This window comes from Streptacidiphilus sp. EB129, assembly GCF_041262645.1.
In the GTDB taxonomy this organism is placed as follows: domain Bacteria; phylum Actinomycetota; class Actinomycetes; order Streptomycetales; family Streptomycetaceae; genus Streptacidiphilus.
Map to the genome: position 1 here is coordinate 14,209 of NZ_JBGCCS010000053.1, position 21,864 is coordinate 36,072.

The following is a 21,864-nucleotide window of genomic DNA, read 5'->3' on the forward strand; positions in this document are numbered from 1 at the left end:
CGACCGCTGAGCAGGAGGTTGAGCAGGGGTCAGCCGATGCGGCCCGCGAAGTCCGGAGCCCAGTTGGCGATGGTCTCGTACTTCACGCCGGAGCTGGGGTTGGCCGCCTCGACGTACTGGCCGCCGCCGATGTAGATCGCGACGTGGTAGACGCCGGCATCGGTGCCGTCGTTGGACCAGAACAGCAGGTCACCGGGCTGCAGCGCATCCAGGGAGACATGCGTGCTGGCGGCGGCCTGGTCGGCGGCGACGCGCGGGATGGAGATCCCGGCCTGGGCCAGCGACGCCTGGGCCAGCCCGGAGCAGTCCCAGCCGGCCGAGCTGGTGCCGCCGTACACGTACGCGTCGCCGACCTGCGACTTGGCGAAGGCAACGGCTGCGGCGATACCGCTGGAGGTGCTGCCGCCGGGCGCCTGGACGGCGGTCTGCGTCGTGGCGGCGGTCGCCTGGGTCGCGGCCGCGTAGGCGGAGGAGGCGGCACCGGCGGCGTCCGACGAGGAGGAGAAGGACGAGGAGGAGGACGACGGCGAGGAGGACGTGGTCGCCGCCGAACTCGCCTCGCCCTCCGAGTCGCTGGAGGCGCCGGAGCCGCTGCTGCCGGTGGCGGCGAGAGCCCCGCCGAGGGCCAGCTTCTGACCCGGGTAGATCACGTCCGCGCCATGGGTCAGCGTGCCGCGGTTGAGCTGGTACAGCCGCTCCCAGCCACCGCTGACATGCCGCTTCGCGGCGATGCTGGACAGCCAGTCACCACTCACCACGGTGTACGTGGCGGAGGTGGCCGTGGCGGTACGGGCAGCCCGGTGCGCGGCGCTGTGGGCGGCGGCCGGGCGGGTGGCCGCCGGGGCGGAATCGGTGGACGTGGTGGCAGCGGCGGGGGCCTTCACCGGAGCGGCGGAGGCGCTGGCGGCGGTGACCAGCGGGAGCCCCAGGCCGACGCCGGCCAGGCTCATTCCGGCGAACAGGCGGTTGGCGACGGTGCGGCGGGTAGCACTGGGCAGGGCGTGCTTGGGCATGGAGCTGCGTTCCTCTCCCACGCCTACGAGGTGAGCTGTCGGATTCGGGCCGGAGTTGCCCGGCCGTGCGGTGCACGGCTTCACCCCTAGCCGCGATCCCGGAGATCGCGGCGACTTACCTGGGTCCCCCGCTCCTGCCATGGCGCGGTGCGTCGGTGTCTGAACCTCTCCGGCGGCAGGATTCGGCGTTCCGGAGTTGTTAGTTCCACTTAAGTGCGGACGGGGAGCACGCTAGGCAGATGCCCTGGAAATCCGCAAACGACTGTGGCATTGCTCACAGCGGCAGTGCATGATTCGCGGCGTCAGATGGCCTGAAAGCATGGGGTAGTTCGATCCCTCATGTCCTATTCATCCCCATGTGTCGCCATGATGGGAGCGATCCCGGCGCGCCGGACGCCGAGACCCACGTCACCGTCCGCGCCGCCGACCGCGCTGGCCGGAAAGCACCGCGCCCCGGTGCACCGGCGACGATTGACGTCGCGTGTGCACCGGGGCGCGGGAGAGCTCCGAAGCCCTCGTCCGGTCAGCCTTCTGCCGGTCAGCCCAGGCGGGTGAGCCTGGCCGGGTAGCCGGGCTGGACCAGGGCCTTCTGCAGCGTCACCGGAACCTGCTGCGCGCCCGCGCCGCTGCCCACGGTCAGCGTGCCGACAGTGGTACCCGCCGCCGCCGTGTGCGGCAGGCTGCCGCTCTGCGGGGTCAGCGTCAGGGTCACGGACTGGCCGCCCCAGCCGACCACGGTCACGTCCTTGGACGCCACCACCGGGGTCTTCCCGCCCAGACCGTCGTCGACGTAGCCGACGACGTCGCCCGCCTTGGCCACGGTGTGCGCCTGCAGCGCCGCCTCGGCACTGGCCACGACCTTCGCGCTGTTGGTCAGCACGGTCGGCAGGTAACCGCCGGTGGCCGCGGAGGCGGGCTGGCTCAGCACCACGCCGATGATGGTCTGCGTGCTGCCGCCGACCTTCTGCTCCGCCGCCCACATCAGGCAGCCGAGCGCGGCGCTGCTGGAGCCGGTCTTGATCCCGACGACGCCGTTCTTGCCCAGCAGATTGTTGTTGTTGTACGTGAGCACGTCGCCCGGCGGGGTAAACGAGGGAGTAGCCACGATTTCCCGGAACACCGGGTCCTGCATCACCGACTGGGCCAGCTTGAGCTGGTCGTTGGCGGTGCTCAGGGTGGTGCTCTGCAGACCGCTCGGGTCGGTGTAGGTGGTCTTGGACATGCCCAGCGCGGCCGCCTCGGTCTGCATCCGGGTGACGAACGCGGCGTCGGTCCCGGCGTCCCAGCGGCCGAGCAGCCGCGCGATGTTGTTCGCCGAGGGGATCAGCAGCATCTGCAGCGCCTGGTACTCGGTGATCTGTTCGCCCTCGGTCACCTTGGCGACCGACTCGCCGGCCGCCTTGCCCGAGGTGTACTCGTCGGCCGCCTGCTTGTCGACGGTGAGCGTCGGGCCCGGGTCGCCGGACTTCAGCGGGTGGTCCCTGAGGATCAGGTGGGCCGTCATCACCTTGGTGACGCTGGCGATCGGCACCGGGTTGTCGGAGCCGGTGTGCCCGAGGCTGCCGATCCCGTCCACCGCGACGGTGGCCTGCCCGGACGGCGGCCAGGCCAGACCGGGGGCGGCGCCGGGGAAGGCGTAGGAGGTGTCGGCGGTCATGGACAGCGAGGTCGCCGGCAGCGGGCGGAGCACCTGGACCACGGCCAGGACGACCAGCAGCACGCAGAGCAGGCCGCCCCAGAGGCTGATCCGCTTGACCGCCCGGCGCAGCCTGGAGGGCGGCCGTCGTTGCAGAGTCGCGAGTATGTCGAGAGCGTCGGACGTGGTCTCCGGCGAGGAGTCCGGATCCACCATGACCGTCCCGGTCGCCGCGCGCGAGCCGCCGCCCTGGGTCGGGGCCGAGCCGAATCCCTGGGCGGGGGCCGAGCCGAAGCCCTGGGCCGAGCCGAATCCCACGGCCGAGCTGCCGGCCAAGGCTGCGCCCTGGGCCGGGGCCGCGCTCTGGGCCGAAGCCGGGCTCTGGGCCGGGGCCGCGCTCTGGGCCGGGCCGAAGCCCAAGGCCGGGCCGAAGCCCGGACCGGAGGCAGGAGGACCCGCAGCCGGGGCAGGACCGGCGGCCGGGGCAGGACTCGCAGCCGGGGCCGGGCCCGAGCCCGAAGCAGGAGCTGCGGCCGGGCCGAAGCCGGGCACGGAGGAGGGCGCGGCAGCCGGGGAGGCGAAGGGCGTGGCGGCCGGGGAGGCGGGCGGGGCCTGCGGTGCGGGGTCGGGCTGGCGCATCGTCCGGGTGGGGAGGTCATGGGGCGTGCGCAGCGCGGTGGTCGGCGAGTCGAGCGCCTCACTCACGGCGGGCGGCTGCGGTGCCGCGGCACCGCCCTGGAACCAGGACGACGAGGACTTCGTCTCCGGTTCCTGGTCCGCGCCGTCGTTCCGCTCCGCCCTGTCGGGGGACTCGCCCACGTCTTCCAACCTCTCTCGCACGACCGGCGGGCGTCAGCAGAACGCCCCACCCAAGTTTCTTTCACATCCGCGACAACGCTGGCCCGCGACGCCTCTCACCGGTGATTCCTTTGTGTTACCAGGCCCTCCCGAGCAAGACGTGAGGCTCGCCGCAGTGGTTCCCGAGATCACGTTGTTGCGTCACTCTCGAGGCACTCTCGACAGCAGGGTGTGAGAGGCGTCACTCTGTCTTCATCCACGCGGGGAGGCTTGGATGGGCAAGAGCCGCAGAACAATTCCCGAGGAACTGTTGTTGCTCGCGCTGGACCCGACAACCGGGACCACCGCACAACCGCAGACCCTTGACCTCGGTCTGGCCGGGGCACAGCTCGTCGAGCTGGCCATGGCCGGAAGAATAGTCCCGGACGGTGACCGGATCGCTGTGGTGAACCCACGGCCGACCGGCGATCCTACCCTGGACCACGCACTCGAACTGCTGCGCCGTCGCGGCAGTGCGGTGCGTGCCGTGCACTGGATCGGCGGGCCCCGGCTGGGGCTGCGCCAGACGTACCTCGCGCACCTGGAGCGGTGCGAGATGGTGCGGGCAGTGCCGGGCCAGGTGTGCGGGGTGCTGCCGACGACGCGCTATCAGGCGTCCGACGACTGCACGAACAGCGCCATCAAGGAACGGCTGGACACGGCCATCCGCACCGGGGTGCCCCCGGACCCGCGGACCGCCGCGCTGGCCGCCCTCGCCCACGCCGTGGGCCTGGGCAAGCACCTCTATCCGGGCAACGAAGGCCGCTCCTCAAGGTCACGGCTGCGTGACCTGATCCGCTACGACCCGCTGGGCGGGATGGTCGCGCACGCCGTGATGGACGTGCAGAACGGCCTTCCGGTCGCACAGGTCCGCGCTCCGGGCGCCCCCGTCGTCCGGACCGCGACCCGACCCGCAAGGCGTCCGGCCGTGCTGCCGGGGATGGCCCGCGCGGCAGCTCGCTGAGCGCCGCCGGACCTGCCGTACCGCACCATCCGCACAGCCCGATCCACTCGCATGTCCGCACGTCCGGATGTCCGCGTGTCCGCACGGTGGACATCCGAACGCCGAATGCCGAACGCCGTCCCGTCCCGCGCCCACCACGCGGCCCTGGACGGCGTTCGGCATTCGGCGTTCGGCAAGCGCGTTCAGCGCTGCGGGTTGGGTACTGCGGGTTCGGCACTGCGGGTTGGGCACTGCGCGTTCGAGCAGCGTTCCAATACCACGATGGGCACCCTCTGCGGGCGGAGAGCGCGTTCCGGCAGCCGCACGCCCCTGATCTGTGCCGTTTGCCCCACGCGGGGACCCTCCCCGGTGGCATCCTGCTGGAGATACGGAAGGGATACCAACCAATCCCGTTCCAGACCCGACACCCCCGAGCCGGAGGACCCGTGTCGTCCGCCAGCATCAATCCCACCGTCCGCCGCCGTCGCCTCGGTTCCGAGCTGCGCAAACTGCGCGAGCAGAAGGGCCTGACCGCCGAGGAGGTCGCTCAACAGCTGCTGGTCTCCCAGTCGAAGATCAGCCGGCTGGAGAACGGCCGGCGCAGCATCAGCCAGCGTGACGTCCGGGACCTCTGCACGGTCTACGGCGTGAGCGACGAGTCCATGGTCGAGGGCCTGATGGCGATGGCCCGGGAGTCCCGGCAGCGCGGCTGGTGGCACGCCTTCGGCGACGTCCCGTACAGCGTCTACATCGGGCTGGAGGCCGAGGCGGTCTCGGTGCGCAACTACGAGTCGCTGTTCATCCCCGGCCTGCTGCAGACCCGCGAGTACGCGCACGCCGTGGTCGCCGGCATCCAGCCGGAGGCCACCCCGGAGCAGATCGACAAGCGGACCGACATCCGCATGGTGCGGCAGAACCTGCTCAGCGACACGGACACGCCGCTGCGGCTGTGGGCCGTGATCGACGAGGCGGCGCTGCACCGCGTGGTGGGCAGTCCGGCGATCATGCGCGACCAGCTGCACCGGCTGGTCGAGCTCAGCACCCAGCCGCACATCAACGTCCAGGTGCTGCCCTACAGCGTGGGCGCGCACCCCGGGATGAGCGGCACCTTCTCCATCCTGGAGTTCCAGGACGCGCTGGACGCCAGCGTCGTCTACCTGGAGGGCGTGACCAGCGACCTGTACCTGGAGAAGGAGGGCGACGTGCGTCTGTACTCGGTGATGTACGAGCACCTCCGGGCCCAGGCCCTGAGCGCCGGTCAGACCCGCGACCTGGTCACCGAGGTGGCCGACGCCTACGACCGCTGACGCGGGCGGAGGATACACCAGCACCCGCCGTCCCCGCCCGGCACACGACGGACTCCCCTTCTCTTGGGGGAAACACACGATCCAGATATCCCCTTCGGCCGGTCCTGAGAGCAGACTGGCCAGTGACCACCGAACCGCCAAGGCACAACGTCAAGGCCCATTCGAGTAGTTGGGCTGCACCGAGTGCAGAACCCGGAGCGAAACCACATGGATCAGCAGCTCATCACCGACACCGACGCCCCCGCCTGGAGGAAGTCCTCCTACTCGGGGAACGGTCAGTGCGTCGAGATCGCCACCCCCGCCGTCGGGGTGGCCGTGCGGGACTCCAAGGACCCTGAGGGGCCCACTCTCTCGTTCAGCGCCGACGCCTGGTCCTCCTTCCTCACCGAGATCGGCCAGGGCTCCTTCGACCTGACCTGACCTGAACCGACCGTCGGCCCCCTCGCCCACGCGTACCCCGCTGTGCGAGGGGGGCTTCGGCGTGCCCGCCGACGGCTGCCCCCGTCGGCGCGGCCGCGCCGGACCCCGCCTACCGGAGCTCGTCGACGTAGGCGTCCGTGCCCGGGAGGGTGGGGATGAACGGGGCGACCAGCTCCACCCTGGCCCCCGGGACGGCCGCGGCGACATCGGCGTCCAGGCCGGTGAAGGCGTCCCAGCAGGTACGGGGGTCCTGCTGGAGGAACCAGAGCAGGGTGAGCCTGGTGTCGGTGCCGTCGACCGGTTTGACGTAGGACATCCGGTCGACCGGCAGCGGCAGCGGGCGGAAGATCACGCACATCGCGGCGGGGCTCCCGGTGCGCAGCCGGGCCGGCAGGCCGCGCTCCAGCAGCCAGTCGAGCAGCCGGTCGCGCTGCGCCGCGTCCTCGGCGTCGACCACCTCCAGGACCAGCCCGGCGTAGGGGTGGTCCAGCGCGTGCACGTCGCGCGGGCCGGCCGCGCCGTCGCGGTAGGCGGAGCCGGCGTGCTCCTGGAACGAGGTGAAGACATGGGTACGGTCCCGGTAGACCCGGCCGTCCCGGTTGAGGCGCTTGTTGATGCCCACGGTCCAGCGCATGTGCTGGTCGTGCCGGCCCTTGGTGAGCCAGTAGACGGAGAGGTAGCAGCCGGCCCCGACCGGCTCGGCGACGGCCGACTTCTCCGGGTAGCGCAGCTGCTGCAGCTCCCGGGTGGCCACCCAGCGGCGGCCGGCGAACATCCACGGCATGGCCATCGCGCCGGCGTAGAAGTGGTCGTCCTCGTACCAGCGGTTGTAGCCGTACTCGTGGCCGGGATGCGGCTCCACCATGGTGATCAGCGACGTGCCGATCTCCACCCCGTACGGGCCGCGCGAGGCCAGCTCGGCATACTGCTGCAGGTCCTGATCCAGGTCATCGGTCATAGCGCCTGACGGTACGTCAGGTCATCGCAAGTTCCCAGACACCGGCCGGGAACTGGTGAATCGGACAAGGCCGCAGCGGTCGGAACGTGGCCTTTCTGACGGTTCCACCCATGCGATAAGTCCGGTGTGCCCGTATCGTCATCGCACATGCGAAGACGCTCGCCTGCCCCTGTGGCCGCCCCCGTGCCCTTCGATCCGCGTGCCGCCTGGGAGGCCAGGCAGCTGCTCGGACTCAGCCCGCAGATGGTGGCGCGGGCCATGGCCTCGCACGGCATCATGGCGGTCCCACCCCAGGTGATGGCCTGGGAGGCAGGCGAACTACTGCCCTCCGAACCCGAGCTGGTCGCCCTGGCCCGCTCGCTGTGGTGCACCCCCGGCCAGCTGATGGGCGGCCGGGCCGCGAGCGTCAGGGACTACCGGCTGGCCCTGGACCTGCCGCAGGAGGAGGTCGCCCGGCAACTGGCGCTGACCCCGCGCGAGTACGCGCAACTGGAGGGGGCCGCCCGATGGAGCGGCAGCCCGGACCAGACCTACCTGCTGGCAGTGGCGCTGCGGCTGACCCCGCGCGCCCTGGTCGCCGCGACCGGCCGGACCGAGGAGTTGCAGGACCTGCTGCAGCGCGCGATCGACGGCCGCTGGCAGGCACAGGTGAAGGCGCTGATGCGACTGGTGCCGACGCTGCCCCGGGAGCGGATCGAGTACGCACTGCGGGTGCTGCACGACGAGGGCATGACGGCCGGGGCGCTGTGGGCCGGTGACGCGGTGGAGGAGGCCGCGGTGCCGCCGGGGCCCGAGGAGGCGCTGGAGCAGTTCTGGCTGCTGATCGGCGAATAGCCCGCGCACGGGCATGGCCATCCCCGCTCCGGACAACTACTCTGACGCTCCGTCAGATATCGGAGGGCGCAGGACCACGGAAGGGTGCGGGGCCATGACACTGCTGCTGCAGGGGCGTACGGTGCTGGTGTCGGGCGTGGGGCCCGGCCTGGGCCGCCGGGTCGCGGAGCACGCCGCCGCCGAGGGGGCGAACGTCGTCCTCGGCGCCCGCACCGAGGAGAACCTGGCGAAGACCGCGAGCGACATCGAGGCCGGGCGCCCGGGCAGCACCGCCTGGCGGCCCACCGACATCGCCGTGGAGGCCGACTGCACGGCCCTGGCGGCGCTCGCGGTCGAGCGCTTCGGCCGGATCGACGCGGTCATCCATGTGGCGGCCCTGGACAGCCACTTCGGCGGTCTGGCCGACGCCGACTTCAACGCCTGGCGACGGGTGATGGACGTCAACCTGATCGGCACCCTGCAGCTGACCCGCGCATGCCTCCCCGCACTGCGCGAACGCGGCGGCTCGGTGGTGATCATCGGCACCCAGTCGGCGGTGGCCTCCCCCACCCAGGTCCGCCAGGCCGCGTACGCGGCCTCCAAGGGCGCGCTCACCTCGGCCATGTACTCGATGGCGCGCGAGCTGGGACCGGACCGGATCCGGGTGAACACCGTCCTGCCCGGCTGGATGTGGGGCCCGGCGGTGGAGGCCTACGTGGGCTGGACCGCGAGCACCGAGGGCGTGCCGGAGGACGAGGTGCGCGGCCGACTGACCCAGCGGATGGCACTCCCGGAGCTGGCCACCGACGGCGACGTCGCGGACGCCGCGCTGTTCTTCGCCTCGGACCGGGCGAAGTCCATCACCGGGCAGTCGCTCCTGGTCAACGCCGGCGAGCTGATGCGCTGACGCGCAGACGCGCTGCGTGCCCTGGCTCGGCAGTGGTCGAGACCTTAGGGTCGTCGCCATGACGACCACGACAGGGGACACTCCCGCACCCGCGACCGCCGCTGCGACCGGGACGGCTCCCGGCGGGCTCTTCGACGCCCTGGCGGCGGACCGCATCCGCGACCTCGCCGGGCTGCGTGCCCACTACGAGCAGCCGGGGCCCGCGGCGACGCGCAAGCAGATGAGCGAACTGACCCCGCAGGCGCGTCAGTTGATCGCCTGCTCGGCGCTGGTGATGGTCGCCAGCACGGACGCCGAAGGCCATTGCGACGTCACCCCGCGGGGCGGCCCGCCCGGCTTCGTCTCGGTCCTGGACGACCGCACCCTGGCGATCCCGGACGCCACCGGCAACAAGCGCCTGGACACCCTGCGGAACGTGATCGCCACCGGGCGCGCCGGACTGCTCTTCGTCATCCCCGGCCGGACCACCACGCTGCGGGTGAACGGACGCGCCTGCGTCAGCGTCCGCCCGGAGCTGCTGGAGCAGTTGACCGCCGTGGGGAAGCCACCGGTCAGCGCGCTGGTGGTGCAGGTCGAGGAGGTGTACCCGCACTGCCCCAAGGCCCTGCTGCGCAGCTCCGCCTGGAAGCCGGAACAGTGGCTCGCGGCGGACGCCCAGCCGACGTCGGCCGAGGTGACGCTGGCCCAGCTGCGGATGCCCGAGCTGACCATCGCGGACATCCAGCGGCACGAGGAGGAGTCGCTGCGGTACCGGTACGAGTGAGTGTGCGGCCCCGGGTCCCGCCCCCTTCCTTCCGTGGTCCAGCGCGATCCTGACGAAGCGTGGACTCATGGTGGGGAGCGCCGGATGATTCGAGCAATCACCCGGCGAGTCAAGGAAGAGTAAAATCGTTCCGCCAGTAGATCGCTGTTCAGATTCATGAACGGCGATCTCGGCGTTTATCGGCATGAGCCAGGCATTCCATCGCCCACCTCGACTGCACATGTGAACAGAGCTCTTGACCGGGTGTCAGGCTGACGCTTCAATCCTGAGCAGGAACCCTTACTCACCTCCTCGCCCCACCTCCACGGCCGGCCGGTCCTGCGAAGCGCGCTTCGACCCCCGGGTACCGTTCACGAGACAAGGCGATCGAGCCATGACGCAGACCGCAGCCGCACCGCCCGCCGCGCTACGCAGAATCAACCCCGCCACGCTCTACGTCTTCGGAGCGCTGGGCGGGATCCTCTTCGGCTACGACCTCGGCATCATCGCCGGCATCCTGGTCGTGATCTCCAAGGCCTGGAACCTCTCCGGCCTGGACAAGGGGATCCTCACCGCCGGCCTCTCCGTCGGCGCCATGATCGGCGCGGGTCTCGCGGCCCGTCTCACCGGACGGGTCGGCCGCCGCCGCACCATCATGGCCGCGGGGGCCGTGGTCATCGTCGCCACCATCGCCTGCGCGCTGGCCCCCGGCTACGGGACGCTGGTGGCCTTCCGTACCGTCCTGGGCGTCGGTATCGGGCTGTCCTCGGCCACCGTGCCGACCTACCTGTCGGAGCTGGCGCCCAGCCGGATCCGCGGCGCCATGGGCGCGCTCAACCAGATCTTCATCGTCTCCGGGATCCTGATCGCCTTCCTGGTCAGCTACTGGCTGCAGCCCGACCACCTGTGGCGCTGGATGTTCGCCGGCGCGATCGTCCCCGCCACCGTCCTCGTCATCGGCCTCACCTTCCTGCCGGAGACCCCGCGCTGGCTGCTCAACCTGGGCAAGGAGGACGAGGCGCGCGCCGTCCTGGCCGGCACCCACGCCGGCGGCGACATCGACGCCGAGGTGGCGTCCATCCGCGAGGTCATCCGGCTCGACAGCGAGCAGAGCTACCGGATCCGCGACCTGGGCCGGGCGTGGGTCCGCCCGATGCTGTTCGTGGCGCTGCTGCTGGCCGTCGGTCAGCAGTTCAGCGGGGTCAACGCGATCAACGCCTACTTCCCGACCATGCTGATCTCGCTGGGCTTCACCGCCAACACCGCGCTGCTGTCGGCGATCGTCCTGGGCGTCACCAAGCTGGCGTTCACCGCCTGGGTGGTGTTCGTGGTGGACCGCTGGGGCCGCAAGCCGCTGCTGCTGATCGGCAACATCGTCATGGTGGTCACCCTCGGGCTGACCGGCTGGGTCATTCTCAACGTCCACGACAAGAACACCGTGGGCACCCTCGCCGTGGTGCTGCTGGTGCTCTATCTGGCCGGCTACGAACTGGGCTGGGGCGCGGTGGTGTGGGTGATGATGGCCGAGGTCTTCCCGCTCAAGGCACGCGGCGCGGGCATGGGCGTCGGCGCCGTGGTGCTCTGGGGCGCGACCGGCATCATCACGGCGGTGTTCCCGATCATGTCCGACAACAACCATCTGGGCATCGGCAGGTCCATGTACGTCTTCGCGGGAGTCAATCTGGTGCTGTTCGCACTGACCAAGTGGCTCGTCCCGGAGACCAAGGGCCGCAGCCTGGAACAGATAGAACTCACCCTCCGCGAATCCGTGTAGGCAATCGAGCAGGCATGCACGACCAGGGGCGCGAGGAACTGCGTTACCAGCCAACTACGGTCCGCATGGCCGGCGCAGTCCCCCGCGCCCCCTACTACTCCAGCACCGGCAGCAGCTCGGGCAGGTGACCGTCCGAGGCCAGGGCCGCGGCCCGCCGCTCCGCGGACACCTCGCCGTAGGTGGTGGTCCGTTGGGCCGAGGGCCGGCCCGCCGCGGTGGCCATGGCCTCAAGCCCGCGGATCGACTCGTAGCTGCCGTAGGCGGAGCCGGCCATCCGGGAGATGGTCTCCTCCATCAGCGTGCCGCCCAGGTCGTTCGCGCCGCAGCGCAGCATCTCCGCCGCACCCTCCGCGCCGAGCTTGACCCAGCTGGTCTGGATGTTGGGGATGCGCTCGTGCAGCAGCAGCCGGGCCATCGCGGTCACCGCGCGGTTGTCGCGCATGGTGGGGCCGGGCCGGGAGATGCCGGCCAGGTACACCGGGGCGTTGGTGTGGATGAACGGCAGGGTCACGAACTCGGTGAAACCGCCGGTCCGCTCCTGGATCCGGGCCAGCAGCCGCAGGTGGCCGAGCCAGTGCCGGGGCTGGTCGACGTGCCCGTACATCATGGTGGAGGACGACCGCAGGCCCAGCTCGTGCGCGGTGCTGACCACCTCGACCCAGGTCGCGGCCGGCAGCTTGCCCTTGGTGAGGATCCAGCGGACCTCGTCGTCCAGGATCTCCGCGGCCGTGCCGGGGATGGTGTCCAGGCCGGACTCCTTGGCCCGCTGCAGCCAGTCCCTGATCGAAAGGCCGGTCCGGGTGGCGCCGTTGACCACCTCCATCGGCGAGAAGGCGTGCACGTGCAGCCCCGGCACCCGCGCCTTCACCGCCCTGGCGATGTCGAAGTACGCGGTGCCCGGCAGGTCCGGGTGGATGCCGCCCTGCATGCACACCTCGGTCGCGCCCACCTCCCAGGCCTGCGCCGCGCGGTCGGCGACCTGCTCCAGCGAGAGGGTGTAGGCGTCGGCGTCGGTACGGCGCTGCGCGAAGGCGCAGAAGCGGCAGCCGGTGTAGCAGACGTTGGTGAAGTTGATGTTCCGGGTGACGCAGTAGGTGACGGTGTCGCCGACCGTCGCGCGGCGCACGTCGTCGGCGATCCGGCACAGCGCGTCCAGCGCCGGTCCGTCCGCGTGGAACAGGGCCAGGGCCTGATCGTCCGTCAGCCGGGTCGGGTCGGCGGCGGCCACCGCCAGCGCCGCCCTGGCGTCGGCGTCGATCCGCGACGGCGCCGAGAGGGACGCTGCCCCGGCCCCTGACACTGCGGAGATGCCGGCGGCCTGCTCGCGCAGCGCCTCCCAGTCGCCGTAGACCTCGTCGAAGTCCTCGCGGCGGTCGCCGGTGCGGCCTTCGGTGTCGACGGCCCGGTGCAGGTCGGTGCGGCCGCTCGGCACGAACGCGTCCTCCGGCTCCTGCCAGGGCCGACCGACCGGCAGCACGCCGGTCCGGGCCAGGCCGGTCTCCGGGTCGGCCAGCGCCCGGACATGCGGCAGCACCCTGGGGTCCAGCCAGGGCTCGCCGCGCAGCACGTACTCCGGGTAGACGGTGAGCCGCTCGCGCAGCTCGAAGCCGGCCGCGGCGGTGCGTTCGGCGAGCTCGTCGATCTGCGGCCAGGGGCGCTCGGGGTTGACGTGGTCCGGGGTCAGCGGGGAGACGCCGCCCCAGTCGTCGATCCCGGCGTCGATCATCAGCGCGTACTCCGCGTCGACCAGGTTCGGCGGGGCCTGCAGCCGGGCCGAGGGGCCGAGCAGCACCCGGGCCACTGCGATGGTCGCGGCCAGCTCCTCCAGCTCGGCATCCGGCCTGGCCCGCATCGCGGTGCCCGGCTTGGCCCGGAAGTTCTGGATGATCACTTCCTGCAGCCCGTGGTACTGCCGCGCGATCCGGCGCAGCGCGAACAGCGACTCGGCCCGCTCGGTGTGGTCCTCGCCGATGCCGATGAGGATGCCACTGGTGAAGGGGACGTTGGAGCGTCCGGCGTCCTCCAGCACCCGCAGCCGGACGGCGGGGTCCTTGTCCGGCGAGCCGTGGTGCGGGCCGCCCGGCTCGGACCAGAGCCGGGTGGCGGTGGTCTCCAGCATCATCCCCATCGACGGGGCGACCGGCTTGAGCCGCTGGAAGTCGGTCCAGGACAGCACCCCCGGGTTGAGGTGCGGCAGCAGCCCGGTCTCCTCCAGCACCCGGATCGACATGGCGCGCACATAGGCCAGGGTGTCGTCGTAGCCGTGCGCGTCCAGCCACTCGCGGGCCTCGGGCCAGCGGTCCTCGGGTCGGTCGCCGAGCGTGAACAGCGCCTCCTTGCAGCCCAGCGCCGCGCCCTGACGGGCGATCGCCAGCACCTCGTCCGGCGAGAGGTACAGTCCGTGGCCCTCGGCCCGCAGCTTGCCGGGGACGGTGACGAAGGTGCAGTAGTGGCAGCGGTCCCGGCACAGCCGGGTGAGCGGGATGAAGACCTTGCGGGAGTAGGTGACCACCCCCGGCCGGCCGGCCGCGGCCAGGCCCGCGTCGCGTACCCGGCCGGCGGTGGCGCAGAGGTCGCGCAGGTCCTCCCCGCGTGCCTGCAGCAGCACCGCGGCCTCGCCGGTGTCCAGGGCGACTCCCTCGCGGGCCCGGTGCAGCGCGCGGCGCATGGCGTTGGCGGTGGGGAGGGAGGCGGGGACGGCGGCGGGTGAGGGCAGCGACTGATCCTTCATGTCCTGAACCTTAGATGGTCGGCTGACGGGCCGACGGGGAACCCGTGCAGTTCGCCCGGCCACGCCGGGCGCCGTCGGACCCTGGTGCCGGTCCGACCCTGAGACGCCCTCAGGGTCGGATGACCCGAGAGGTGGACCCGCGTTCCACCGCTGGTCCGATCCTGAGGGAACGGTGAAGGCGTCTAATGGAGTTGTCATCACATGGGGCACGTGGCCGCCGAGGGGAGCGGTACGGCCGAGACGAACGAGCTCTGATCACACGGAGGGACACGCAATGTCGAACCACGAGAGCAGCAGCGATCCGAGCGGCGCACGGGTGGAGAGCCCGGGGGGCGGGTCCGTCGAGGCGGTCGCCGCGGCTCCGCGCCGTGGCGGCCGGCGGCGGCTGCTGCTGCCGGTGGCCATCGCCACGACGGCCGTGGCCGCCGTCGCCGCCGTCCCGGCCCTGGCGGCCGGTTCCGATCTTCCGTCGATCACCGCCCAGCAGTTGCTGACCAAGGCGTTGACCTCGCACGTGCAGACCTTCTCCGGCACCGTGCAGAGCACCGTCGACCTCGGCATCCCCTCGGCGCTGACCAGCGCGCTGCCGTCGGCGCTGGCGAGCAGGGGCGCCGGCACGGCGGCGCACTCGCAGGCCGCGCAGGCGCAGCAGGAGCTGCTGTCGCTGATCAGCGGCGGCACGCACACCATCCAGGTCGCGGCGGACGGGCAGGACCGCCAGCGGGTCTCCTCCAGCGACGCGGGGCTGGACTTCACCGTGGTCCACAACGGCACCTCGGCCTGGTCCTACGACGGGCAGAGCAACACCGCGACGCATGCCACCGGCCTCCGGCCGGACGACGGCGGCACCGCGCCGGCCGCCACCGCCAACCCGCAGCAGGTCGCCCAGCAGGCGCTGCAGGCGATCGGCAGCTCCAGCACGGTGTCGGTGGCGGGCCAGTCCAAGGTGGCCGGCCAGCCGGTGTACGAGCTGGTGGTGCACCCCAAGGGCACCGGCTCGACGATCGGTGAGGTGCGGATCGCGGTGGACGCGGCGAACGGAATGCCGCTGCAGGTCCGGGTGAATCCCTCGGACGGCAGCGATTCCATCCTCAACGTGGCCTTCGCGACCGTCTCCTTCGACAAGCCGGCCGCGAGCACCTTCGACTACACACCGCCGAGCGGCGCGAAGGTGGTCCAGCAGACGGAGGGGGCGGCCGGGTCGTCAACGGCTCCGACCACCAAGGACCGCAAGGACATCCCGGCGCCCGGCAGCCACGGCCCGCTCAACGCGAAGCCCGGCTCGGGTTCGGGTCCGGTTTCGGCTCCGGGTTCTGATGTGACCGTCACCGGGACCGGTTGGAGCACGATCTACAGCTTCAAGCCGACCGCGGGAAGCGGCGCCTCCGGCGCCAAGGGCGGTGTGTCCGGCGAGCTGGGCACGGTGAAGACCCTCGGCACCGCCGTCCCCGGCGGCACGCTGATCTCGACCAAGCTGATCAACGTGCTGGTCGCCGACAACGGCACCGTGTACGCCGGCGCGGTCACCCCGGCCCTGCTGGAGCAGGCGGCCGGCAAGTAGTCACGAACCGGAGGGAGGGGCGTCCGAACAACGGGCGTCCCTCCCTTTGCATTTGCACCACGCGCAGTGGTGACAATTCCCGCGAACTGAATGCGAGGAATGCCCCCGACATTGTCCGGTCCGTGAGATTCGCGCCTTGACGCACGGACGTGCCTGACTGTCAGATGTGGGTCATTCATCTGAACGTGTGACAGTAATCCGTGCCAGGTCGTGTGGATCCCCTCTCTCCCTCAGTCCCCGACCGAGCGACGGCACGGATGCCCGGGCGCCCCACCGCGGGCGCCCTGTGCCGCCCTGTGCGAAGGCGGTGCCGCGCGTTCGCCGGCATGACAGGAGAGAACCCACCCATGACCATCAGCCGCCGCTCCTTCCTCGCCGCGACGGGCGCCGCCTCAGTGGCGGCGGCGGGCACCGGCCTGCTCACGGCCTGCAGCGGCACCGCCCAGAGCAGCACCGGGGCCGACGGGGCGCCGGGCTCCCTGGAGGTCTTCTCCTGGTGGACCGCCGGCGGTGAGAAGGACGCCCTGATGTCGCTGGTGGACGACTTCCACCGGAGCAACCCGAACATCAGCTTCGTCAACCGCGCGGTCACCGGCGGGGCGGGCGACGCCGCCAAGAAGCTGCTGGCCCAGCGGCTGGCCGCGAAGAACCCGCCGGACACCTTCCAGGCCCAGGCCGGCGCGATGGTCGGCGACTACATCACGGCGGGTCAGCTGGAGGACCTGACCTTCCTCTACCGGCAGCACGGCTGGGACAAGTCCTTCAACCAGCAGGTGCTCAAGCTGATCCAGCGGGACGGGAAGTACTACTCGGTGCCGGTGGACATCCACCACATCAACGTGCTCTGGTCCAACACCCCGATCTGCAGACGACTCGGGATCAGCAGCGCGCCCAAGGACATCCCGGAGTTCCTGGGCAACCTGCACACGGTGCAGAAGGCCGGCCTCATCCCGCTCGCGGTGTCCCGGGACCCCGGCCAGGAGTGGCAGGTCAAACACATCATGGAGACCGTCCTGGTCGGCACGCTGAAGGCGGACGGCTGGGCCGCGCTCTGGCGCGGCGGCGGCGACTGGAACTCCGCCGCGGTCACCCGGGCGCTGCAGTACTTCCACCAGGTGATGGCCTTCGCCCCGGGCACCGGCGGCGCGATGAGCTGGGACCAGGTCAGCGCCCAGGTCGGCACCGGCAAGGCCGCCTACCAGATCATGGGCGACTGGACCGAGGCCAGTTTCACGGTGACCCTCGGCCTGCAGCCCCACACCGAGTACGACTGGGCGCCGACGCCCGGCACCCAGGGCGTCTTCCTGTTCGCCTCGGACTGCTTCACCCTTCCGGTCGGCGCCAGGGACCGGGACGCCACCATCGCCTGGCTGACCGAGTGCGGCAGCCAGAGCGGCCAGGACGCGTTCACCACCGTCAAGGGCGCGATCCCGCCGCGCGCCGACGTCGGCGCGGACGAGCGCACCCTGTTCGACCCGTACCTGCAGTGGTCGCTGGACGAGTGGAAGCAGAACACCGTGGCCGGGTCGCTCACCCACGGTGTGGTCGCCTCCGGTGCCTGGAACGCCGCCGTGGACGCCGCGGTCACCGCCTACCTGGGCGACTCCGACGTCAACAGGCTGCAGCAGGGGCTGGTGGCGGCGGCCCGGCAGTACGCCGTCTGACGGCGGCTCAGACCTCGCCCGGGGCCGGGGCCGCGACGATCAGGCGGCCGACGGTGCCTGCGGCGGCCTCGCGCACCTCCGGGGGCATCGCCTCGTCGGTGACCAGGGTGTCCACAGCCGAGAGCGGGGCGTAGGAGCTGAGACTGACCGTGCCCCACTTGCTGTGGTCCGCGAGCACCACCACCTGGGCCGCGCACTGCATCAGCGCGCGGTTGGTCTCCGACTCGGCCAGGTTGGGGGTGGTCAGCCCGGCCCCCGGGTCGATCCCGTGGCAGCCCATGAACAGCAGGTCCACATGGAGGTCGTGCAGGGCCAGCGCCGCGATCGGGCCGACCAGGGCGTCCGAGGGGGTGCGCACGCCGCCGGTGAGCACCACCGTCGGGCCGGTCCGGCCGGGCCTGCGCGCCTCCTCGAAGACGTCGGCGACCCGCACCGAGTTGGTGACCACGGTGAGCCGCTGGATCCGCAGCAGATGGCGGGCCAGCGCATGGGTGGTGGTGCCCGCCGAGAGGGCGACGGCGGTGCCCGGCCGGACCAGCGCGGCGGCGGTCCGGGCGATCTCGTCCTTGGCCTCCGGCTCCCACTCGGTCTTCGCCTCGAAACCGGGCTCGACGCTGCTGTGCGCGCCGGAGTGCAGCGCCCCGCCGTGGACCTTCTCGACCAGTCCCTGCCGGGCGAGTTCCGACAGGTCCCGCCGGATCGTCATGTCGGAGACCCCGAAACGCTCGGAGAGCTCGCCGACCCGGACGCTTCCGGCGCGGCGGATCTCGGCGAGGATCACCGACTGCCGTCGCTTGGCGAGCATCGCTTCCCCCTAGGCGCTTCCCGCGGTTCCACCGGAGCCCGGGGCAATCAGCCACAGACCCACAGGGTCCAACGCAATCAAACAGGACCGCGCATATCACATGCCCCAGGCGCGGCCCTGTCAAGAGGGTGTACCGGCCCGGCCCTCAGGGACGCGCGCTCTCGACCGCGGCCTCCCCGCCCGCCGGGCCCACGACGGGTCCCGTCACGGGCACCACGACGGGCGCCATGGCGGTCCTCGTCCCGGACCCCGCCACAGGCTCCACGGCAGGCTCCACGACGGGCTCGGCCACGGACCCCGCGGCGGCGGCCCTGGCCCGGCCGGCCTGGCGCAGCGCGTCCCAGGTCAGCATCGCCAGCGCGGCCCAGACCAGGGCGAAGCCGGCCCAGCGGTCGGCGGGCATCGTCTCGTGGAACACCGCGACGCCCAGCGCGAACTGGAACACCGGCGTGAGGTACTGCAGCAGCCCGAGCGTGGTCAGCGGCACCCGTACCGCCGCCGCGCCGAAGGCCACCAGCGGCACCGCGGTGACCACCCCGCAGAGCATCAGCAGCGCGGTGTGCCCCCAGCCGTAGGAGCCGGGGACGGTACGGCCCAGCGTGCTGCTGCCGCTGACGGCCAGGAAGACCAGGTAGCCGCAGGCGGGCAGGAACTGGAAGGCGGTCTCCCCGGCCAGGCTCTCCAGCCCGCTCAGGCCCAGCTGCTTCTTGATCAGCCCGTAGCCGCCGAAACTGAGCGCCAGCGTCAGCGCGATCCACGGCAGCTGCCCGTAGCCGAGCGCGAGTACCAGCACGGCCAGCGCGCCCACCCCGACCGCGGCCCACTGCACCGGCCGCAGCCGCTCGTGCAGCAGCAGGACCCCGAAGCCGATGGTGACCAGCGGGTTGATGAAGTACCCGAGCGAGGTCTCGACCACATGGCCGCTGTTGACGGCCCAGATGTACATGCCCCAGTTGACCGAGATCAGCGCGGCGGCGGCGCCGACCAGCGCCAGCCGCCGGGGTTGGCGCAACAGCGGGCGTATCCAGCCCCAGTGCCGCTGCGCGGCCAGCAGGGCCACCACGGCGACCAGGGACCACACCATCCGGTTGGCGAGGATCTCCCCCGCCCCGCTGGGCTTGAGCAGCGGCCAGTACAGCGGGAACAGGCCCCAGATGCTGTACGCGGCGATGCCGAGCCAGAAGCCCCTGCGCTCGTCCTTCATCCCGGCCCGCCCTCCGCCCCGCACGTCCCCGTCACTGAGGACGGTAGAGGGCGGAGGGCACCGCTGTCATGTTCGTTCGAGGCCCATGCCCCTGACGCTCATGCCACTGACGCTCATGCCACTGACGCCGGCGGACGGCTAGTCGTCCAGCTTCTTCAGCTTGATCCCGGCCGCCTCGGCCTCGGTCAGGTCCTCGTGGGCCTCGACGACATCGAACGGGACGATGGTCGCGACCACGTTCGGCAGCTTGCCGACCGCGCGGGCGATGTGGTCGGCGGTGCGGCGGTGCAGCAGCCGGCCCAGGATCGGCGAGTAGTTGCGCTCCGGGATCAGCAGGGTGAGCTGGCTCTTCTTGTCCGCGGTGTTGCGGGTGATCAGCTCCAGCAGCGCCCGGGTGATCCGGCGGTCCGGGCACTGGACGATCTCCAGCGGCAGGTCGCCGACCTCGGCGTTGGACCACTGCGCGGCCAGCTTCTCGGCCTCGTTGCTGTCGATCATGAAGTGGATCGCCCGGACCTCGGCCGGACGCAGCGAGCGGGCGTAGCGGATGGCCTTGAGCGCGGCCAGGTCGACCCGGTCCACCAGGATGTAGACCACCTGGCGGCGGTAGGTCGGGTTGGTGGTGTCGGCCGGCGCGGTGGCCAGCGCCTCGGCCTCCTCGCGGTAGCGCCGGTTCACCCGGATCAGCGAGAAGACGCCGATCGGGAAGAGGACGACGACCATCCAGGCGCCCTCGGTGAACTTGGTGACCGCGAAGATGGCGACGATGGAGATGGACGCGGCCGCGGCCAGGGCGTTGATGATCAGCTTGGCGGTACGGCCCCGCTCGCGGCGGGTCCAGTGGTGCTTGACCAGACCGATGCCGGCCATGAAGAAGCCGGTGAAGACGCCGATCGCATAGAGGCCCAGCAGATGGTCCAGCTTGGCGTCGGTGCCGATGAGCAGCGCCAGCGAGACGCCGGTGAGGGTGAGGATGCCGGACGAGAAGGCGAGCCGGTGACCGCGACGGGTCAGCTGGCGCGGCAGGAAGGAGTCCTCGGCGACGAAGCTGGCCAGGAACGGGAATCCGTTGAAGGAGGTGTTGGCGCCGGTGTAGAGGATCAGCGCGGTGGCGAGCTGCAGGAAGACCAGGGCGGCCTGTCCGATCCAGCTGCTGCCGAAGACCAGGCTGCCCTCCTGGGAGAGCACGCTGGGGTTGCCGACGTCGAAGGGGATCGCGTGGGTCAGGTAGGCCAGACCGGACACGCCGAGGACGAGGGTGCCCAGGGTGAGCGACATCGTCACCAGGGTCTTGCGGGCGTTCGGGCCCTGCGGGCTCCGGAAGGCGCTGACACCGTTGGAGATGGCCTCCAGCCCGGTCAGCGAGGTGCCTCCGTTGGCGAACGCCTTGAGGACCAGGAACACCGACGCGCCCATCAGCAGGCTGGTGTGGTTGCCCTCGCCACCGAGCGTCAGCGCGCCGGACGCGTGGACGTCGGCCTTCGGGAGGTCGCCGAAGATCAGCCGGATGCCGGCCACCACGAACAGCAGGCCCATGCCGGCCATGAACAGGTACGCGGGCGCGGCGAACGCCTTGCCCGCCTCGCGGATGCCGCGCAGGTTGCCCCAGCACAGCAGCAGCACGACGAAGACCGAGATCGGCAGCTGGTAGCTGTCGACCCAGTTGTAGCGGTCCCCGCCGAGCAGGTGCACCAGCGACAGCAGGGCGGTGGTGCCTGCGGCGGTCTGCACCGCGACGGTGACGATGTAGTCGATCAGCAGCGCGACGGCGGCGATCTGGGCGACGTTGGGGCCGAAGTTCTCACGGGCCACGACATAGGAGCCGCCGGCCCGGGTGTAGGCCATCACGACGTCGCGGTAGGAGAGCGTGAGCAGGGTCAGCACGCAGAGGATCGCGAGGGTGACCGGCATCAGCAGGGTGAAGGCCACGACACCGATGGTCGGGATCAGGATCGTGAGCATCGCCTCGGAGCCGTAGGCCGAGGAGGAGATGCAGTCCGAGGCCAGCACGCCCAGGGCGACCGGATTGGACAGCTTCTCGTGGCCGAGCTGCTCGGTCACCAGCGGCGCACCGAGGAGTCGTTTTTTCACCCGGTAGCCGAAGCTCTCGGGAAGATCCACAGGCGCCTGAGCGGGCGCGGCGGCTGCGTCCGCAGCGGCCGGTTGGCTGTCGCTGGTGCGGCTGTCCATGGCGGGGTTCCGATCCGAGAGTGATGCGGCTGGTCGTCTACTGATGCGTCTGCGCATCCCTAGGTAGATGCGCCGGAGCCATGCATACTCTCACCTCATTGGACAAATAGGACATTCATCCTTGCCGTTAAGGATTCGTTGCGGATCTTAGCGACTCTCTAACGCATATACGACACACGACCATGACACACCTGACGCCCGCATCCAATTCTCGGACGCGGGCGCCGATGCCGCCTCGTTTCGTTCATGGTTCGTCCGGGCTAGTCGACGGTCCAGGTGTCGGTTCCGGTGAGGAGGGTGGTGAGGTTGCCGGGTCCTTGGTGGGTGGTGGCGTGGTGGAGCTGGTCGGCCATCTGGGT

16 protein-coding genes and 1 riboswitch are annotated in these 21,864 nt (G+C 71.2%); of the genes, 9 read left to right on the forward strand and 7 right to left on the reverse strand.

The genetic code is table 11. From position 1 onward, the window contains the following. Window positions 1-29 precede the first annotated feature (29 nt). Window positions 30-1,013, reverse strand: coding sequence for an NlpC/P60 family protein (locus ABH925_RS34640; protein ID WP_370154927.1), 984 nt, complete (start codon window positions 1,011-1,013; stop codon window positions 30-32). Window positions 1,014-1,020: 7 nt separating this feature from the next. Further along, window positions 1,021-1,211, reverse strand: a riboswitch (cyclic di-AMP (ydaO/yuaA leader). Window positions 1,212-1,551: 340 nt separating this feature from the next. Continuing rightward, window positions 1,552-3,468, reverse strand: coding sequence for a D-alanyl-D-alanine carboxypeptidase family protein (locus tag ABH925_RS34645; RefSeq protein ID WP_370154930.1), 1,917 nt, complete (start codon window positions 3,466-3,468; stop codon window positions 1,552-1,554). A gap of 253 nt (window positions 3,469-3,721) precedes the next feature. Between ABH925_RS34645 and ABH925_RS34650 the strand changes: the two genes are divergently transcribed. The 3 genes from ABH925_RS34650 to ABH925_RS34660 all read left to right on the forward strand — a co-directional run bounded on the left by ABH925_RS34650 (window position 3,722) and on the right by ABH925_RS34660 (window position 6,156). Next, window positions 3,722-4,450: a GPP34 family phosphoprotein gene (locus ABH925_RS34650; RefSeq protein WP_370154933.1), complete on the forward strand. Its 729-nt coding sequence runs from the start codon at window positions 3,722-3,724 to the stop codon at window positions 4,448-4,450. A gap of 425 nt (window positions 4,451-4,875) precedes the next feature. Beyond that, a complete protein-coding gene (locus ABH925_RS34655) occupies window positions 4,876-5,736 on the forward strand; it encodes a helix-turn-helix domain-containing protein (protein ID WP_370154936.1) in 861 nt (286 codons plus the stop codon). 207 nt (window positions 5,737-5,943) lie between these two features. Further along, window positions 5,944-6,156 (forward strand): DUF397 domain-containing protein, encoded by a 213-nt coding sequence (locus tag ABH925_RS34660; protein WP_370154939.1) that lies wholly within the window; start codon window positions 5,944-5,946, stop codon window positions 6,154-6,156. A 109-nt stretch (window positions 6,157-6,265) separates the two neighbouring features. On the opposite strand, the gene ABH925_RS34665 is transcribed toward ABH925_RS34660, so the two are convergent. After that, window positions 6,266-7,114, reverse strand: a complete 849-nt coding sequence (locus ABH925_RS34665; RefSeq protein ID WP_370154941.1) for a hypothetical protein — start codon at window positions 7,112-7,114, stop codon at window positions 6,266-6,268. A 171-nt stretch (window positions 7,115-7,285) separates the two neighbouring features. On the opposite strand from ABH925_RS34665, the gene ABH925_RS34670 reads away from it, so the two are divergent. The 4 genes from ABH925_RS34670 (at window position 7,286) to ABH925_RS34685 (ending at window position 11,350) form a co-directional block, all read left to right on the forward strand. Then, window positions 7,286-7,948: an XRE family transcriptional regulator gene (locus ABH925_RS34670; RefSeq protein ID WP_370154943.1), complete on the forward strand. Its 663-nt coding sequence runs from the start codon at window positions 7,286-7,288 to the stop codon at window positions 7,946-7,948. A gap of 100 nt (window positions 7,949-8,048) precedes the next feature. Further along, entirely contained in the window at window positions 8,049-8,834 is a 786-nt protein-coding gene (locus ABH925_RS34675; protein WP_370154971.1) for an SDR family oxidoreductase, read from the forward strand. A gap of 58 nt (window positions 8,835-8,892) precedes the next feature. Next, window positions 8,893-9,597 carry an MSMEG_1061 family FMN-dependent PPOX-type flavoprotein gene (locus tag ABH925_RS34680; RefSeq protein WP_370154946.1) on the forward strand — a complete coding sequence of 235 codons (705 nt, stop codon included), beginning with the start codon at window positions 8,893-8,895 and terminating at the stop codon, window positions 9,595-9,597. Window positions 9,598-9,970: 373 nt separating this feature from the next. Next, window positions 9,971-11,350, forward strand: a complete 1,380-nt coding sequence (locus tag ABH925_RS34685; RefSeq protein ID WP_370154949.1) for a sugar porter family MFS transporter — start codon at window positions 9,971-9,973, stop codon at window positions 11,348-11,350. Between the two features lie 94 nt (window positions 11,351-11,444). On the opposite strand, the gene ABH925_RS34690 is transcribed toward ABH925_RS34685, so the two are convergent. After that, on the reverse strand, window positions 11,445-14,081 hold the full coding sequence (locus tag ABH925_RS34690) for a bifunctional FO biosynthesis protein CofGH (RefSeq protein ID WP_370154951.1): 2,637 nt from the start codon (window positions 14,079-14,081) through the stop codon (window positions 11,445-11,447). A 274-nt stretch (window positions 14,082-14,355) separates the two neighbouring features. On the opposite strand from ABH925_RS34690, the gene ABH925_RS34695 reads away from it, so the two are divergent. Continuing rightward, window positions 14,356-15,642, forward strand: coding sequence for an outer membrane lipoprotein carrier protein LolA (locus ABH925_RS34695; protein WP_370154954.1), 1,287 nt, complete (start codon window positions 14,356-14,358; stop codon window positions 15,640-15,642). Between the two features lie 347 nt (window positions 15,643-15,989). After that, on the forward strand, window positions 15,990-17,306 hold the full coding sequence (locus tag ABH925_RS34700) for an ABC transporter substrate-binding protein (RefSeq protein ID WP_370154957.1): 1,317 nt from the start codon (window positions 15,990-15,992) through the stop codon (window positions 17,304-17,306). A 7-nt stretch (window positions 17,307-17,313) separates the two neighbouring features. Here ABH925_RS34700 and ABH925_RS34705 read toward each other — a convergent pair whose 3' ends face one another. The 3 genes from ABH925_RS34705 to ABH925_RS34715 all read right to left on the reverse strand — a co-directional run bounded on the left by ABH925_RS34705 (window position 17,314) and on the right by ABH925_RS34715 (window position 21,505). Continuing rightward, on the reverse strand, window positions 17,314-18,111 hold the full coding sequence (locus tag ABH925_RS34705) for a DeoR/GlpR family DNA-binding transcription regulator (protein ID WP_370154960.1): 798 nt from the start codon (window positions 18,109-18,111) through the stop codon (window positions 17,314-17,316). A 145-nt stretch (window positions 18,112-18,256) separates the two neighbouring features. Further along, window positions 18,257-19,315, reverse strand: a complete 1,059-nt coding sequence (gene rarD, locus ABH925_RS34710) for an EamA family transporter RarD (RefSeq protein ID WP_370154963.1) — start codon at window positions 19,313-19,315, stop codon at window positions 18,257-18,259. Between the two features lie 138 nt (window positions 19,316-19,453). Then, window positions 19,454-21,505 carry an APC family permease gene (locus ABH925_RS34715; protein WP_370154965.1) on the reverse strand — a complete coding sequence of 684 codons (2,052 nt, stop codon included), beginning with the start codon at window positions 21,503-21,505 and terminating at the stop codon, window positions 19,454-19,456. Window positions 21,506-21,864 lie beyond the last annotated feature (359 nt).

Coding starts and splice junctions, on each gene's coding strand:
- ABH925_RS34715 (WP_370154965.1), bottom strand. CDS start 21,505: ATGGACAGCCGCACCAGCGACAGCCAACCGGCCGCTGCGGACGCAGCC.
- ABH925_RS34705 (WP_370154960.1), bottom strand. CDS start 18,111: ATGCTCGCCAAGCGACGGCAGTCGGTGATCCTCGCCGAGATCCGCCGC.
- ABH925_RS34695 (WP_370154954.1), top strand. CDS start 14,356: ATGTCGAACCACGAGAGCAGCAGCGATCCGAGCGGCGCACGGGTGGAG.
- ABH925_RS34665 (WP_370154941.1), bottom strand. CDS start 7,114: ATGACCGATGACCTGGATCAGGACCTGCAGCAGTATGCCGAGCTGGCC.
- ABH925_RS34700 (WP_370154957.1), top strand. CDS start 15,990: ATGACCATCAGCCGCCGCTCCTTCCTCGCCGCGACGGGCGCCGCCTCA.
- ABH925_RS34650 (WP_370154933.1), top strand. CDS start 3,722: ATGGGCAAGAGCCGCAGAACAATTCCCGAGGAACTGTTGTTGCTCGCG.
- ABH925_RS34660 (WP_370154939.1), top strand. CDS start 5,944: ATGGATCAGCAGCTCATCACCGACACCGACGCCCCCGCCTGGAGGAAG.
- ABH925_RS34690 (WP_370154951.1), bottom strand. CDS start 14,081: ATGAAGGATCAGTCGCTGCCCTCACCCGCCGCCGTCCCCGCCTCCCTC.
- rarD (WP_370154963.1), bottom strand. CDS start 19,315: ATGAAGGACGAGCGCAGGGGCTTCTGGCTCGGCATCGCCGCGTACAGC.
- ABH925_RS34685 (WP_370154949.1), top strand. CDS start 9,971: ATGACGCAGACCGCAGCCGCACCGCCCGCCGCGCTACGCAGAATCAAC.
- ABH925_RS34640 (WP_370154927.1), bottom strand. CDS start 1,013: ATGCCCAAGCACGCCCTGCCCAGTGCTACCCGCCGCACCGTCGCCAAC.
- ABH925_RS34680 (WP_370154946.1), top strand. CDS start 8,893: ATGACGACCACGACAGGGGACACTCCCGCACCCGCGACCGCCGCTGCG.